This window comes from Dactylosporangium sp. NPDC051485, from assembly GCF_040682015.1.
Lineage (GTDB): Bacteria > Actinomycetota > Actinomycetes > Mycobacteriales > Micromonosporaceae > Dactylosporangium.
This window is the reverse complement of sequence record NZ_JBFAZW010000068.1, coordinates 14,377-29,732: the sequence shown is the minus strand read 5'-3', so window position 1 is coordinate 29,732 and position 15,356 is coordinate 14,377. Positions and strand designations below refer to the sequence as shown.

The following is a 15,356-nucleotide window of genomic DNA, read 5'->3' as shown; positions in this document are numbered from 1 at the left end:
GGAGGACCACGGCGTGATCCTGCTGTTGTCGACGTCCGACACCGACCTGCTCAGCGCCCGCGCGAGCGGGGCCGAGTACCGGCTGGCCAACCCGTCCCGGACCGCCGTGGAGGACCTGGCGGGGCTGGCCGAGGGCGCGGAGCTGATCGTCGTGCGCTTCCTGGGGGCGTACCGCGACTGGGCCGACGGCCTCGACGCGCTCCTGGCCACCGGCCGCCCGGTGGTGATCCTCGGCGGCGAGCAGGCCCCCGATGCCGAGCTGATGAGCCACTCGACCGTGCCGGCCGGCCTCGCCGCCCAGGCCCACGCCTACCTCGCCTCCGGCGGCCCGGCCAACCTCGCCGAGCTGCACCGGTTCCTCTCCGACACGGTGCTGCTGACCGGCCACGGCTTCGCCCCGCCGGTGGAAACCCCGGCCTGGGGCGTGCTGGAGCGCGAGGCGGCCGCGACCGGCGGCCCGACGGTGGCCGTCATCTACTACCGGGCCCACCACGTGTCCGGCAACACCGCGTTCGTCGAGCGGCTGTGCGACGCGATCGAGGCCGAGGGCGCCAACGCGCTGCCGGTCTTCGCCGCCTCCCTGCGCACCGCCCCGCCGGAGCTGCTCGACACGCTGTGCCGGGCCGACGCGCTCGTCGTCACCGTGCTCGCGGCCGGCGGCACCCGCCCGGCCGACGCCCAGGCCGGCGGCGAGGACGAGGCCTGGGACGTCGGCGCCCTGGCCGCGCTGGACGTGCCGATCCTGCAGGGCCTGTGCCTGACCAGCAGCCGCGAGACCTGGGACGCCAACGACGACGGGCTCTCCCCGCTGGACACCGCCACCCAGGTCGCCATCCCGGAGTTCGACGGCCGGATCATCACCGTGCCGTTCTCGTTCAAGGAGATCGACGAGGACGGCCTCACCGTCTACGTCGCCGACCGCGAGCGGGCGCGGCGCGTGGCCGGGATCGCCGCCGCCCACGCCCGGCTGCGCGGCCTGGCCAACGCGGACAAGCGGATCGTGGTCATGCTCAGCGCGTACCCGACCAAGCACTCGCGCATCGGCAACGCCGTCGGCCTGGACACCCCGGCCAGCGTCGTGCGGCTGCTCGCCGAGCTGGCCGAGCGCGGGTACGACCTCGGCGAGGGCTTCCCGGCCGAGGGCGACGCGCTCATCCACGAGCTCATCGCGGCCGGCGGCCAGGACGTCAACTGGCTCACCGAGGAGCAGCTGCGCGGCAACCCGGTGCGGATTTCGGCCGAGCGCTACGCCGCCTGGTTCGCCACCCTGCCCGAGGACCTGCGGGCCGGCATGGAGCAGCACTGGGGCCCGGCCCCGGGCGAGCTCTTCGTCGACCCGGCCACCGGCGACATCGTGCTCGCCGCCCTGCGCCGCGGCAACGTCGTGGTCATGGTCCAGCCGCCGCGCGGCTTCGGGGAGAACCCGGTCGCCATCTACCACGACCCCGACCTGCCGCCGAGCCACCACTACCTGGCCGCGTACCGCTGGCTGGCCGACGAGTTCGGCGCGCACGCGGTTGTCCACGTGGGCAAGCACGGCAACCTGGAGTGGCTGCCGGGCAAGACCGTCGGCATGTCGGCCGGCTGCGGCGCCGACGCGGCCCTGGGCAACCTGCCGCTGGTCTACCCGTTCCTGGTCAACGACCCCGGCGAGGGCACCCAGGCCAAGCGCCGGGCCCACGCCACCCTCGTCGACCACCTGGTCCCGCCGATGGCCCGGGCCGACACCTACGGCGACATCGCCCGCCTGGAGCAGCTGCTCGACGAGCACGCGACGATCGCCGCGCTCGACCCGGCCAAGCTGCCGGCCATCCGGGCCCAGATCTGGACCCTGATCCAGGCCGCCCGCCTCGACCACGACCTGGGCCTGGCCGACCGGCCCCACGACGCCGAGTTCGACGACTTCCTGCTGCACGTCGACGGCTGGCTGTGCGAGGTCAAGGACGTGCAGATCCGCGACGGCCTGCACATCCTGGGCCAGGCCCCGACCGGCCCCGCGCGCGTCGACCTGGTCCTGGCCATGCTGCGCGCCCGCCAGATGTGGGGCGGCCAGGCGGCGGCGCTCCCGGGCCTGCGCGAGGCGCTGGGCCTGGACGAATCGTCGACGGCCCGCCTGTCCGTGGACGAGGCCGAAGCCCGCGCCCGCGAGCTGGTCGAGGCCATGGAGGCGCGCGGCTGGGACGATTCCGGCATTTCGGATCTGTCGGACAACCCGGAAGTCGTACGTGTCCTGCGCTTCGCCGCCGCGGAGATCATCCCCCGTCTGGCGAGGACCACCGACGAGCTCACGATGGTCCTGCACGCCCTCGACGGCGGCTACGTCCCGGCCGGCCCGAGCGGCTCGCCCCTGCGCGGCCTCATCAACGTCCTGCCGACCGGCCGCAACTTCTACTCCGTCGACCCGAAGGCGGTCCCGAGCCGCCTCGCGTGGGAGACCGGCCAGGCGATGGCCGACTCGCTCCTGGCGCGGTACCGGGCCGACCACGGCGACTGGCCCCGCTCCGTCGGGCTGTCCATGTGGGGCACCAGCGCCATGCGCACCGCCGGCGACGACATCGCCGAGGCCCTCGCCCTGCTCGGCGTCCGCCCGGTCTGGGACGACGCCTCCCGCCGGGTCAGCCGCCTGGAGTTGATTGGCCTGGCGGAGCTGGGCCGCCCGCGCATCGACGTGACCATGCGCATCAGCGGCTTCTTCCGCGACGCCTTCCCGCACGTGGTCGCCCTGCTCGACGACGCCGTGCGGCTGGCCGCCGACGCCGAGGAGCCCGACGAGGACAATTTCGTGCGCGCCCACGTGCGGGCCGACCTGGCCGCCCACGGCGACGGCCGCCGCGCCACGCTGCGCGTGTTCGGCTCCAAGCCGGGCGCGTACGGCGCGGGCATCCTCCCGCTCATCGACAGCCGCAACTGGCGCGACGACCGGGACCTCGCCGAGGTCTACGCCGTGTGGGGCGGCTACGCCTACGGCCGCGGCGTCGACGGGATCGAGGCCCGCACCGACATGGAGGGCGCGTACCGCAGGATCTCCGTCGCGGTGAAGAACACCGACACCCGCGAGCACGACATCGCCGACTCGGACGACTACTTCCAGTACCACGGCGGCATGGTCGCCACCGTCCGCGCCCTCACCGGCCGGGCCCCCGCCGCCTACGTCGGCGACAGCACCAACCCCGACGCGGTGCGCACCCGCACCCTGAGCGAGGAGACCGCGCGCGTCTTCCGGGCCCGGGTGGTCAACCCGAGGTGGCTGGCCGCCATGCGCCGGCACGGCTACAAGGGCGCCTTCGAGCTGGCCGCGACCGTCGACTACCTGTTCGGCTTCGACGCCACCGCCGGCGTGGTCGCCGACTGGATGTACGAGAAGCTCGCCGAGTCCTACGTCTTCGACCCCGACAACCACAAGTTCCTGACCGAGTCCAACCCGTGGGCGCTGCACGGCATCGCCGAGCGCCTCCTGGAGGCGGCGGAGCGGGGCCTCTGGGAGCACCCCGAGCCGTCGACCCTGGACTCACTGCGCGAGGTGTACCTCGAGACCGAGGGCGACCTCGAGGACCACTGAGGCGCTCAGGCGATCCGCTCGGCGGCCATGACCACCGTGGTGTACTGCATGACGAAGTCGTCGCGCACCACGGCGGCGACGCCGTCGAGCACCTCGCCGAGGGTCCGCGGGTCGAGCCGGTTCAGCCCGCCGAACGTGGGCAGCACGTCGAGCCACTCGGCGGGGGTGTACGCGCGCTCCCACGGGAAGCGCCACTCCTGCGGCTCGCCGAACCGGCCGGTGGCCCGCGCCCCGTCGGCCGCCTTGGCCGCGAGGAGCGCGTAGGGGTCCGGCCCGACCTGCCACCGGTGGGCCTGCGGTAGGTCCGGCAGCACCCGGCGGAAGACGGTCACCATGCCCTCGGCCACGTCGTCGGGCGGGACGAAGGCGTTCCAGAACGTGGCGAGCAGGCCGGCCGGGCGCAGTACCGCCGCGGCCTTGTGAGCCCCCGCCTCGGGGTCGATCCAGTGCCAGGCCTGGGCCGCCACGACCGCGTCGAAGGCGCGCCCGGCCGGCTCCCAGGCCTCGATGGTGGCCACCTCGACGTCGAGCCCGCGCCGCCGGGCCTCCTCGGCCATCCGTGGGTCGGGGTCGACCCCGAGCACGGTGCAGCCGCGTTGCTGCAGCAGCCGCGCCGCGATGCCGGTGCCGCAGCCGACGTCGAGGACGTCCCGGCGGTGCTCGGCGAGCCGCTCGATCAGCACGTCCGGGTATGTCGGGCGGGCGCGGTCGTAGCGCTGGGCGTTGGCCCCGAAGGACTCCGCTACCGTTCGGTGGTGGTGGGGTTCGTCCGTAGTGGGCATGCGCCCACTCTAGTGGGCGGGTGCCCACTCAACAAGCCGATGGGAGTGCGGGTGCCGACCGGAGTGGCCCTTCGCGACGTACGCGAGCAACTGTTCGACGCCGCCGACCGCATCCTGCTGCGCGACGGCCCGAGCGCGCTGACCAGCCGCGCCGTGACCGCCGAGGCGGGCGTGGCCAAGGGCGTGCTGCACCGGCACTTCGAGGACTTCGACGCCTTCCTGGCCGAGTTCGTGCTCGACCGGGTGGGGCGGATGGACGCCCGTGCGGCCGCCCTGCGCGAGGCTGCCGGCACCGGCGAGGTGGCCGACAACGTCACCGACGCCCTGGTCGCCGTCTTCGGCTCGGTCGCGGTGGCCATCGTCGCGCTGGTCACCTTCCGCGACGAGCTGCGCGCCCGGCTGCGCGAGTCCTGGCCGGCCGGCGTGCCGGTGCTGACCGACCTCGCCGTCATGCTCGACAGCTACCTGTCCGCGGAGCGCGACCTGGGCCGCTTCCCCGGTTCGGCCGACGTGAGCACCCTGGCGGCGATGCTGGTCGGCTCGACCCACCTGCTCTTCGCCGACCGCACCGGCCCGGCCCCGACCCCGGACGCCGTCCGCCGGGTGGTCGCGGCGGTGCTGGCCCGGGCATGACCACGGCGACGATCGTCCGGGCCTGCCTGCGGGACGGGCGCGGCGGCAGCCCGACGGCTGTGCTCGACGACGGGCCGTTCGACGACGCCGAGCGCCGGGCCGTCCCGCCGAGGGCCGGCACTTCGCACGCCGTGTACCTCGGCGAAGGCCCCCACCTGCGCTTCTTCACCGCCACGGGCGAGCTGCCGGCCTGCGGCCACGGCACCGTGGCCGCCCTCGCCGTCCTGGCCGCCCGCGCCCCGCACGGCCGCGTAGCGCTCACCCTGCGCGCGGGACCCCGCGCGTTCCACGGCCGGGCGGAGCGCAACGGCGACGAGTACGAGGCCTGGTTCGACCCCGGCCCGGTCACCCTCCGCGCCCCGCGGCCCGCCGAGGCCGCCCCGATCCTCGCCGCGCTGGGCCTGACGGCGGCCGGCCTGGCCGACCGGCCCTGCGTGGGCGGCGTCGGCCGGGAGCGCCTGCTCGTCCCGGTCCCCGGCCGCGCTGCCCTCGCCGCACTCGCGCCCGACCTGGCCGCCCTGCGCGAGGCGTGCGACGACGCCGGGATGCTGGGCTGCTACGTGTACAGCGCCCCGGACGCGCGCGGCCGCGCCGCCGCCCGCATGTTCGCCCCGTCGATCGGCGTGCCCGAGGACATCGCCAACGCCAACAGCACCGCCTGCCTGGCCGCGCGGCTGGCCGGTGACGGCATCGACGCCGTCTCGGTCGACATGGGCGACGCACTCGGGGAGCCGGCCACGATCCGGGCGAGCGTCCGCGGCGGGGCCGTCGAGGTCGGCGGGGCCGCCCGGCCGGCTTGAGCGATCACGGATCGAGCTCGGCGGCGCCCGCACGATCCGCGCGTCGCGGCCGGGACCGGCAGCCGCCATCACGTCCCGCGTACGGGCCGATTGGCTCAGCGCTCGGCGTCGAGCAGCGCCAGGAGCGGGATCGCGGCCCGCGGCACGGCGGCCCGGAACTCGTCGGCCCCGAGCGTCTCCCGGATCGTCCGCAGCTGGTCGATGTCGTCGCGGGCCGCCGGGCTGTTCAGCTCCTGCCAGATGGCGAGGGCCTCGCAGTGCAGCCGCACCGCCTCGCGCAGGCGGCCGGCCCCGGTCATCTGCGCGCCGCGCCGGCTCGCCGAGGCGGCCACGGCCGCGCGGTCGCCGGCGTCCCACCCGGCCAGGGTCTTCGCCTCCGTCAGCGCCGCGCCCAGCCCCTGCCCGGCCACCTCGGCCAGGTAGCCCCGCGGGTCCGGGATGCCGGCCGAGGCCAGCAGGCGCTCGATCCGCTGCTCGACGTCGGGGAAGCGGGCGTGGCCCGAGCGCAGGAACGCGTCGAGGTACTCCAGGGTGCGCGGGTGCCCGCCCGCCTCCGCGTGGATGCGGGCCTGTTCGTCCTCGTCCAGGTCCGCGAGGCTTGGCAGGCGCGACATCAGCCGGCGGCTCTCCGGCCACGGCAGGGGGCCGACGTGGTGCGCGGGCAGGCCGAGGTCCGCCTCGTGGCGGGCGATCAGGACCAGGGGCAGGGCCCGGCCGCGCCAGCCGTCCAGCAGCTCGTGCAGGTCCGGGTCGGCCGTCGCCCAGCCGTCGCCGTCACGGACCAGGTTGTCCTCGAAGTCGTCGATCACCAGCAGCAGCCGCAGCCGGTCGCGGCGCAGGGTCCGGCGCAGGACGTCCAGGCGGTCGGCCCACGGGTGCGCGGCGTCGCGGACGAACGCGGCCACCTTGATGTACGACGGGCCGTTCGCGTCGACGCGCCCGACCGCGTACGCCAGCAGCGCCAGCCCGGCAGCGTCGAGCACGGCGTCCACGCCGGTCCGGCCGGTCACCCCGGCGACGATGCCCGCCTCCGGGCCGAGCTGGCGGACCAGCTCGGCGGCCAGGGTGGACTTGCCCACGCCGCGGGCGCCGTGGATGTACGCCCCGGGCCGCTCCTCCTCGTCCAGCAGCGCGTGCAGCCGGCGCAGGTCGGCCCGCCGCCCGATGAACTCGCCGACCGGCCGCGCCGGCAGCCCCTCGACCACCGCGGGCGGCTCCTCGGCCACCGGCTCGGGCCGGGCGTGCGGGTCGAGCAGGGCCGGGGCGGCATCGGCCTGGTAGCACGCGGGCGGCGTGCGCAGGACCGAGGACTCGACGGCCACGCGGACCGCGGTCGTGACGTCGGCGCCGGCCGCGAGCCCCCGGTAGAGGTCGTAGGTGAAGGCCGTCGCCTCCCGGTCGCTGACCGGTCCGGTCAGCGCGACCACCTGCGGTACCCCGGCGGCCATCAGCGCCTCGGCCAGCGACGCCCCCGCGGCGGGATCGACGTCGAGCACCACCAGCCGGGGCGCCTGGTAGGCGACGCAGAGGGCGGCCAGCTCGGCCGCGCCGATGCGGTCCGCTCGCCCGTCCTCGGTCTCGAGCAGCAGCCCTTCCGGGTCGCCATGGCAGGCGAAGTGCAGCACGTGACACGGCTCGCGAACCAGCGCGTCGGCGATCGCGGCGCGGGTGCCCTGGTTGAGCAGCCGCACGCGCGGGCGGTCCCGGGCGGGTCGCACGGCGTCGAGGATCGCGCGGAACCGGGCCTCCAGGTCCAGCTCGGGCGCCGAGTCCGGGTTGGCCGGCACGACGAGGATGCGCAGCGGCCCCGGCCCGGGCGGCGGGACCGCGACGTCGGTGCGGACCCGGCGGAACAGGCGCACCGATGCCCGCCGGGCCAGCGGCGCCGTGTCGCCGGGCAGGGTCAGCAGCTCCCAGGGCACGGTGGCCAGGGCCGCGTCCACGGTCTCGATCGCCACCGACAGGCGGGTGCCGCGCCGCTCGGCCGCCTCGACCAGCCCGGCCAGTTCGGCGAGCACGTCGCGGTGCACCGGCTGCCCGGCGTTGGCGGGCCCGTCGGCCAGCCGTACGCCGTCGGGGCCGAGCAGCGTGGAGCGGCCCACGGCGAGCTCGAGGGTGACCGCCTCGACGGCCGCCCCCGGGTAGACCGGCCGGTCCCGGGCCGGCGCGCCCGCCCCCGTCCGCGGCAGCCGCAGCTCCTCGAGGACGGCCACGACCCGCTCGTACGCGGCCCGCGCGCTCAGCCCGGCCAGCCCGATCGCCGTCCGTGCGCCCGCCGGGGCCGCGTCCGGCACGACCGGCAGCACGGACAGCCAGCCGGGCGCGGCCCGTACGAGCCCGAGGCCGGACCCGGCGGTCACGATCGGCAGCACCAGCGCCGTGCCCGCGAGCAGCTGCCCGGTCCGCTCGGGATCGAACTCCTCGACGGTGGCCGGCCAGCCCTCGGTGCCGAGGACCCAGTGCAGCCAGTCGGCCCACGCGCGGTCCGCCTCCCGGCACACGATCCGAAGCTCCCGCGGCTCGGCCGGGCCGGCCTCGAAGGCGGCGATGAGGCGGCGCCGGTCGGGCTCGTCGAGGGGCGCCGCCCGAGTCACCGCGCCCCCGACGATCACCCCGGTCAGCCGCTCCAGCGCGGCCAGGAGCGTGTCCTCCAGCAGGGGCCGGTCGCGGACGGTCGCGAGCATCTCCTCGTAGGCGTACAGCGGCTTGTACGGGACCTCGACCGCGGCCCAGAAGGCGTCCGGCCCGGCGAACCCGGCCGGGTCGAGCAGCGGGGCGAAGCGGCGGCGCACGTAGTCGCGGCGGGCGTCGGCCCGGGCCTGCTCGGCGTCCTCCACCCGCAGCAGCGCCGGGATCATCCGGATCGGGCGGTCGCCGCGCAGGGCAAGGACCCGCTCGGCCACGGCCACCGCGCCGTCGATGCTCTGCCCGTTCAGGGTCACGCAGTTGACCAGGACGTCGGGCAGCTGCACGGTGCAGATACCGGCGGTGTCGGCCAGGCCGGTGCGGCTGTCGACGAGCACGTAGTCGTATTCGGCCAGCAGGCGGCGACGCAGCGCCTCGAGGAACGGGCCGCCCCCGTGTCGCCGGTACAGGTCGTTCCAGTCGAACAGGTCGACCCGCTCGGCGTAGGTGTCGTCCTGGCGCCCGGCCGGCACGAGGGACAGCTCGCCGCCGTCCGGGAACTTCCAACGGACCGGGATGCTGTACGGCGTGAGGTCGGTGAACCGCGCGAAGAGCGCCTCGCTGCCGCCGTCCCCGGACCCTGGTCTGCGCCTCGAGGTAGGCGCCCCTCAGGTCCTCGCGGAACGCCGGCAGCGTCTCGGAGCCCTGACGGAAGGTCGGGTCGGGGCGCAGCACGCTCTTCGGCATCGTCGCGATCAGGAGCTCGTCGAGCTCGCCGGCCCGGGTCGTGGCCTCGCCGTCGTCCCGGCTGCGCGGCACCATGACGACGGCACCGACCTCGTTGCGGTCGTCGTACCCGCGCAGCTCGTCCCGGTACGGCGCCAGCCCGGCGGCCCAGGCGTCGACCAGCACGACGACGACGTCGTTGGCCTCGCCGGCCTCGTCGAGCACCTCGCGCAGCGGGCGCCCGGCCGGCTGGAGGTACACGTTGGTGCCCAGCCCGGCGAGGACCCCCATGGCGTACGCCGACAGCGGATGGTCGTTCGGCGCGGGGAACGGCCGCCAGTCGCACGACCCCGCGCCGTAGTAGTCCAGCTCCCGGCGTACCGCCGCCATCTCCTGCTGGCTGCCGGCCACCACCACGATCCGGACGCTGCCGTCGCGCTCCCGGCCGGCCGCCGCGACCGGCACCGGCCCGGCGGGGACGGGGTCCGGGAACGCCTGCGCGATGTCGTCCCACGCCGGCCGGGGCGACAGCTGCGCCAGCCGATCGGGGGCCAGCACGATGTCGCGGATCCGCGTGGCAAGCTCGGTGACGATGTCCTGGTAGCGCCGCTCGAGCTCGTCGTTTTTGCCCATGCGCTGTGCGATCCAGCGCAGCCCGCGCTCGGCGTACTGCTCACCGAACGCCGCGCCCCACAGCTGCGGCCTGGAGGCGACCGCGGGCCGGGCCGGTGTCGGCAGCCAGTTCACCGGCAGGATGCGCCCGGGTTGGCCCCCGGCCCGCTCGGTCAGCACCGCCCATTCCTTGCCGCAGTACGGCCGGGTGAAGTACGTCGGCGAGTACACGGCCACCATGACGCCGCACGTGCAGGCCACATCGATGATCCCGGCCGCCCAGTCGTCGCCGACCTCCACGCCCCGGTAGTCGATGAACCCGGCGTCCTCGAGCGCGCAGCCGATGAGCCCGCAGGCCTCGTTGCGCAGGTCGGTGAAGAACTTCTCCAGGTACGGGTCGAAATCCTGCCGGGCGTAGCTGAACAGGAAGTGCCGCACTACCTCTCCCGGGGTGGCCTCACGGCGGGCGAAGCCACCATTCAACCATCCGCATACCCGGATCGGGGTCGACCGAGCGGCCGCCGCCCGGCTCGGCCGGACGCCCGTGACGTGGCCGGTCTGTGGTCCCGGTGGCGGGGGGACTTCGGTCCCGCTCGATTGAGGAGGTTCGGCACAGGCGCCGGGTCCCCGCCGGGGATGACGATGTGTGTGTCACAAGGGAACGGCAGGAGGCCGAGATGAGCACCGCACACTTCCACCGGGTCAACCACCTCGAGCACGTCGAGGCCCCGGGCAGCATGCTGACGAAGACGGCTGCCAAGGCGCTGGCGGTGCTGCGGTACGCCACCGGGTTCGTCTTCCTCTGGGCGTTCCTCGACAAGACCTTCGGCCTGGGCTACGCCACCCCGTCGGCGAAGGCCTGGATCAACGGCGGTAACCCCACCAAGGGCTTCCTCGCCTCGGTCGACGCCGGCCCGCTGCAGGGCTTCTTCCACACCATCGCCGGCACCTGGTACGCCAACTGGCTCTTCATGGCCGGCCTCCTCGGCATCGGCCTCGCCCTCACCGCCGGCATCGCCCTGCGCATCACCGCCGCCTCGGGCACCCTCATGATGGCCGGCATGTGGCTGGCCGAGTGGCCCCTCGCCCAGCACACCGCCAAGGGCGCCCCGAGCGGCTCGACCAACCCCTTCACCGACTACCACGTCATCTACGCCGCCGTGCTCATCGTCCTGGCCGCCGCCTACGCCGGCCACACCTGGGGCCTCGGCCGCCGCTGGGCCAAGCTCCCCATCGTCCAGCGCAACCGCTGGCTCATCTGACCCGTCCGCACCACCGCCGAAGCCCGGCCGAGGCAGCCAACAGCCGCCTCGACCGGGCTTCACGTCTGTTCCTGGGCCGTCTCCTCGGCGACATCGAGAGCCCCGCCGGCGTCGTCGAGGCCGACTGCAGCGCCCGGCAGACTGACAGCTTCGAGAAGGTCACGCTCGTATGCGTATCGGCGTATGCCCGCGCTGTCGGCTCAACCTTCTCGGCGAGGAGTGCTCAGCTTGCGGAGCGGGCCGACGCTGACGCGGCCGGGCAGCCGTCGTGTTGGGCACCTTGATCCTGTTGACGGTGCCTTCGGCGGGTCCGGCGTTCCAGGGCAGGGGCAGGCCTGCGGTGACGGCGTCGTTGTCGGCGGTGGGGTGCGGGGCGAACGTGCTGACGCCGGTCAGGTCTGCCGTGGTCGCGGTGCGGATCGATCCATCGGCAGAACCCGTGTGGTTTCAGCCGGACGGCTTGGGTGTTCGTGCGCGGCCCCGGCCCGGGCGGGCGGGCGAGAGCGTCCGTCAGGTCGGCAGAGCCCCGTGTGGCCTCACCCGACGGGCCGGGGGTTTGTGCGCGGCCCCGGGCCGGGTGGGTGAGGGCGTTGGTCAGGCGACGCCGGACGGGCGGAACTGGACGCTCACGCGCGGGCCGACCGGGCGGGCGGTCTTTGGGATCGAGTGCTCCCAGGTGCGCTGGCAGGAGCCGCCCATCACGACCAGGTCGCCGTGGCCGAGGACGAAGCGGATGCTGTCGCCGCCGCCGCGGGGGCGTAGTAGCAGGGAGCGCGGTGAGCCGAAGGAGACGATGGCGACCATCGTGTCGAAGCGGGCGCCGCGGCCGATGGTGTCGCCGTGCCAGGCGACGCTGTCGCGACCGTCGCGGTACAGGCACATGCCCGCGGTCATGAACGGCTCGCCGAGTTCCTCCACGTAGTGCGCGGTGAGGCGGCGGCGGGCCTCGGTCAGCAGCGGGTGGGGGAGGGTGTCCTCGGCGCCGTACCAGTGCAGCAGCCGCGGCACGTCCACCACGTCGTCGTACATCTTGCGTCGCTCCGCCCGCCACTCGACCTCGTGCAGCAGCGTCTGCAGGATCGCGTCGGAGCCGAGCACCCAGCCCGGCAGGTGGTCGACCCACGCGCCGCGGCTCAGCGGATGGCGGGTCACCTGGCCGGTGATCGAGCCCAGGGAAGGGCCGGCGACGTCGAACATCGACGGCTGGTACGCGAGGTCAATCATGCCCCGATTCTACCCTCATTTCGAACGGGTGTACGAGCAACTTGCCAGGCTTTACCCTTGGTCGATGGGAGCGACACGCAAGGTGGGGCGCGGCAGCGCCGAGGTGGGCTGCCCGGTCGAGCGCGGGGCGGACGGGGTCTGGCGCGTGCGCGGGCACGCGGCCGGGCGGGTGGTGTTGCGCAGCACCGACACGGTGCAGGCCGGGCTGGGCGTGGAGACCGTCGAGCACCTGCCGCCCAGTATCCGCCGGCCGGTGCTCTACCGCGACGGGGTGGAGCACCGGGAGTACCGCCGCCAGACCGCCCGTTTCTTCACCCCCAGGCGGGTCGACGAGCACTACCGCGACCTGATGGTCGAGATCGCCGAGCGCCAGCTGGACGTCCTGCGCCGCGACGGCCACGCCGACCTGTCCACGCTGAGCTTCCGCCTGGCCATCGACGTCGCCGCCGCGATCATCGGCCTGACCGAGAGCCGCCCGGGCATCGACGAGCGCCTCCAGCGCTTCTTCCCCGAGAAGTTCGGCCGCCCCGGCTTCACCAGCCTCGACGGGATCCGCTGGTTCCTGCGCCAGAACGTCCAGTTCCTCGGCATCTACCTCAAGGACGTCCGCCCCGCCATCCGCCCCCGCCGGCGGGCCCGCCGCGACGACCTCATCTCGCACCTGCTCGACGAGGGCTGCCGGGACGGCGAGATCCTCGGCGAGGTGATCACCTTCGCCGCTGCGGGCATGGTGACGACCCGCGAGTTCATCAACGTCGCCGCCTGGCACCTGTTCACGGACCAGGAGCTGCTGCAGCGGTACCGCGAAAGCCCCGAACCCGACCGGACGGCCCTCCTGCACGAGTTGCTGCGCCTGGAACCGGTCGTCGGCAACCTGAAGCGCCGCACCACGGCCCCGCTGACCGTCCCCACCGACGACGGCGAGGTGACCATCCCGTCCGGCGACCTGGTCGACGTGGCCGTGAGCACCGCCAACCTCGACCCCGCCGCGGTGGGCGAGGACCCGGCCGAGGTGTGCCCGGCCCGCGGCCTGGCCCCGGGCGTCGCCCCGATGGCGTTGTCCTTCGGCGACGGCCCGCACCGCTGCCCGGGCGCGCACGTCGCCATCCAGGAGTCGGACATCTTCCTGACGCGCCTGTTCGCGCTGCCGGGCCTGCGCATGACCCGCCCGCCCCGCATCACGATGAAGGAGGACATCTCCTCTTACGAGCTGCGCGACCTGACCGTCTCCATCGACCGCGTGCCGGCCTGATCCGGCAGGCGCGCGGTCGGGCGCCGGCCGGCGGGGAAGGGGCCAGTCAGCACCGTCTCATCGACCGCATGCCGGGCGGGGGAGGGCGGTCGGGTGCGGGGTTGATCCGGCAGGCGCGCGGTCGGGTCAGCGCACGCCGGCCATCGGGGGAGGAGCGATCAGCGACACTGCTGTGGGGTCCTCGATCATGCGCTCGACCACGACGCCGGCGCCGCCGCGGGCGGCGGCGGTGAAGCCCAGGTGCGAGGCGACGAAGTGGCAGCGGGCGGCGGTCGAGGCGACGGCCAGGCGGGCGAGGTTGGCCTGGGCGGACGGGATCAGGTGGTCGGAGAGCTCGGCGAAGTAGCCGCCGAGCACGATCACCCTCGGGTTGAACAGGTTGACCAGGATGGCCCCGCCGTGGCCGAGCCAGCGGCCGACCTCGGCGACGGCGTCGGCGGCGGCGCGGTCGTCGGCGGCCAGACGGCGGGCGACCTCGGCGATGCGCTCCTGCGGGTCGGGGATGGGGCCGTCGGCCAGGCCGTAGGCGGCGTCGGGGGTGGCCTTGCGGACCAGCTCGGCCAGGCCGACCTTGGTCTCCCAGCAGCCGGCCCGCCCGCAGCCGCAGGGTGTGCCGCCGGGCTCGACCGGGAGGTGACCGACCTCGCCGGAGAAGCCGTCGGCGCCGCGCAGGAGGCGGCCGTTGACGATCACGCCGCCGCCCACGCCGACCTCGCCGGTCAGGTAGACGAGGTCGTCGGTGCCGGCGGCCACGCCCCAGGTGTATTCGGCCAGCGCGGCCAGGTTGGCGTCGTTGTCGACGCCGATCCACAGGCCGGGCGCGAGGCCGTGGGCCAGCCGGGTGGCGACCGGGACGTCCCGCCAGCCCAGGTTGGGGGCCAGCACCACGACGCCGCGGGCCACGTCGACCAGGCCGGGGACGGCGACCGTCAGACCGACGGGGGTGACGCCGCGGCGGACCAGCTCGGCCAGGGAGCGGCGGGCGGCCTCGGTGAGGTCGTCGAGGCAGCGCTCGACGTCGCGGTGCATGGCGTCGAAGCTGATCCGCTTCTCGATGACCGTGCGGCCGGTGAGGTCGCTGCCGTGCACGGCCAGGTAGTCGACGTTGATCTCGATGCCGATGGCGCCGACGTCGGGGCTCAGGGCGATGCCGCGGCCGGGGCGGCCGGCGCCCCCGGAGTGCTCGGCGCCGATCTCGCGGACCAGGCGGCGGGCCAGCAGCTCGTCGACGAGGCTGGACACCGTCGCCTTGTGCAGGCCCGTGGCGGCGGCGATCGCGGCCCGGGATCGGGGGCCGTTGATGCGGATGTGCCGCAACGTCCGCGACAGGTTGGCGCGGCGCAGGGCGAGCTGGTCTGTGGGCTCCTCGGCGGATCCGGCCCCGGCGCGCTCCTTGCTTACCATGGCAGCCTCCGTCCGGTTCCCAGGCCATAGACGCGGTTCATTCGTCGGTCCGTGCGACGAATCAACCACGAAACATCCCGGCAACACCAGACCTGCGGGCAACGAATCCGTGACGTTTCGAAAGTGGCCCGCGCGGTCCCACATCTTCCAACGCGTCAACCGAACTCGATGGCACAAATCCCAAGACCGTTGACGAGTCGGCAGCACGTCTGCAACATTTGGCGCAACGCAGTGCAAGATTCCTACAAGTGCCCGACAGACTTACAGCTCCTCAGCGCAACTCGATCGCAGCCCTGAACCGCCAACCAGGTCGCGAGCGGGACCCACCCCGCCTACGGAGGAGGCCAGACCCTTGCAGCGCGGACCACCCTCGCATGGCCGCCACGCAACTGGACCGCACGGCCGGACCGCACCGCCAACCCCCGCCAGGGAAGCGCTCCGGCGCACGACGCCGACCTCCGCCAATGCTTCGGCGCA

The 15,356-nt window shown here is 74.6% G+C and carries 9 protein-coding genes and 1 pseudogene; 5 read left to right on the top strand and 5 right to left on the bottom strand.

Going from position 1 to position 15,356, the window contains the following annotated elements; genetic code table 11:
• Nucleotides 1–13 precede the first annotated feature (13 nt).
• Nucleotides 14–3,559: a cobaltochelatase subunit CobN gene (gene cobN / locus AB0M46_RS32365; RefSeq protein ID WP_363342238.1), complete on the top strand. Its 3,546-nt coding sequence runs from the start codon at nucleotides 14–16 to the stop codon at nucleotides 3,557–3,559.
• 5 nt (nucleotides 3,560–3,564) lie between these two features.
• On the opposite strand, the gene AB0M46_RS32360 is transcribed toward cobN, so the two are convergent.
• Nucleotides 3,565–4,341: a class I SAM-dependent methyltransferase gene (locus AB0M46_RS32360; RefSeq protein WP_363342236.1), complete on the bottom strand. Its 777-nt coding sequence runs from the start codon at nucleotides 4,339–4,341 to the stop codon at nucleotides 3,565–3,567.
• Nucleotides 4,342–4,392: 51 nt separating this feature from the next.
• On the opposite strand from AB0M46_RS32360, the gene AB0M46_RS32355 reads away from it, so the two are divergent.
• Both AB0M46_RS32355 and AB0M46_RS32350 read left to right on the top strand, forming a co-directional pair.
• The gene (locus AB0M46_RS32355) at nucleotides 4,393–4,974 is read left to right on the top strand and encodes a TetR family transcriptional regulator (RefSeq protein ID WP_363342234.1); all 582 of its coding nucleotides are present in this window, start codon (nucleotides 4,393–4,395) and stop codon (nucleotides 4,972–4,974) included.
• Complete coding sequence (locus AB0M46_RS32350; RefSeq protein WP_363342232.1) at nucleotides 4,971–5,774, top strand: PhzF family phenazine biosynthesis protein; 804 nt, start codon at nucleotides 4,971–4,973, stop codon at nucleotides 5,772–5,774. Before AB0M46_RS32355 ends, AB0M46_RS32350 begins: the two co-directional genes overlap by 4 nt.
• A 95-nt stretch (nucleotides 5,775–5,869) precedes the next feature.
• On the opposite strand, the gene AB0M46_RS32345 is transcribed toward AB0M46_RS32350, so the two are convergent.
• Together AB0M46_RS32345 and fsxC are read right to left on the bottom strand one after the other, a co-directional pair.
• Entirely contained in the window at nucleotides 5,870–8,932 is a 3,063-nt protein-coding gene (locus tag AB0M46_RS32345) for a CHAT domain-containing protein (RefSeq protein ID WP_363342230.1), read from the bottom strand.
• 85 nt (nucleotides 8,933–9,017) lie between these two features.
• Nucleotides 9,018–10,175, bottom strand: a pseudogene (gene fsxC, locus AB0M46_RS32340) (FxsC protein); the annotation flags it as partial.
• A gap of 299 nt (nucleotides 10,176–10,474) precedes the next feature.
• On the opposite strand from fsxC, the gene AB0M46_RS32335 reads away from it, so the two are divergent.
• The gene (locus tag AB0M46_RS32335; RefSeq protein ID WP_363342301.1) at nucleotides 10,475–10,999 is read left to right on the top strand and encodes a hypothetical protein; all 525 of its coding nucleotides are present in this window, start codon (nucleotides 10,475–10,477) and stop codon (nucleotides 10,997–10,999) included.
• A gap of 594 nt (nucleotides 11,000–11,593) precedes the next feature.
• On the opposite strand, the gene AB0M46_RS32330 is transcribed toward AB0M46_RS32335, so the two are convergent.
• Complete coding sequence (locus AB0M46_RS32330; RefSeq protein WP_363342228.1) at nucleotides 11,594–12,223, bottom strand: alpha-ketoglutarate-dependent dioxygenase AlkB; 630 nt, start codon at nucleotides 12,221–12,223, stop codon at nucleotides 11,594–11,596.
• Between the two features lie 64 nt (nucleotides 12,224–12,287).
• Between AB0M46_RS32330 and AB0M46_RS32325 the strand changes: the two genes are divergently transcribed.
• Complete coding sequence (locus AB0M46_RS32325; protein ID WP_363342226.1) at nucleotides 12,288–13,475, top strand: cytochrome P450; 1,188 nt, start codon at nucleotides 12,288–12,290, stop codon at nucleotides 13,473–13,475.
• A gap of 126 nt (nucleotides 13,476–13,601) precedes the next feature.
• Here the strand turns inward: AB0M46_RS32325 and AB0M46_RS32320 are convergent, their stop codons facing one another.
• Nucleotides 13,602–14,879 (bottom strand): ROK family transcriptional regulator, encoded by a 1,278-nt coding sequence (locus AB0M46_RS32320; RefSeq protein ID WP_363342224.1) that lies wholly within the window; start codon nucleotides 14,877–14,879, stop codon nucleotides 13,602–13,604.
• Between the last annotated feature and the right edge of the window lie 477 nt (nucleotides 14,880–15,356).

Bases quoted from the DNA above. Each gene is read 5' to 3' on its own strand.
- AB0M46_RS32360 (WP_363342236.1), bottom strand. From the start codon at position 4,341: ATGCCCACTACGGACGAACCCCACCACCACCGAACGGTAGCGGAGTCC.
- AB0M46_RS32350 (WP_363342232.1), top strand. From the start codon at position 4,971: ATGACCACGGCGACGATCGTCCGGGCCTGCCTGCGGGACGGGCGCGGC.
- AB0M46_RS32320 (WP_363342224.1), bottom strand. From the start codon at position 14,879: ATGGTAAGCAAGGAGCGCGCCGGGGCCGGATCCGCCGAGGAGCCCACA.
- AB0M46_RS32335 (WP_363342301.1), top strand. From the start codon at position 10,475: ATGCTGACGAAGACGGCTGCCAAGGCGCTGGCGGTGCTGCGGTACGCC.
- AB0M46_RS32325 (WP_363342226.1), top strand. From the start codon at position 12,288: ATGGGAGCGACACGCAAGGTGGGGCGCGGCAGCGCCGAGGTGGGCTGC.
- AB0M46_RS32330 (WP_363342228.1), bottom strand. From the start codon at position 12,223: ATGATTGACCTCGCGTACCAGCCGTCGATGTTCGACGTCGCCGGCCCT.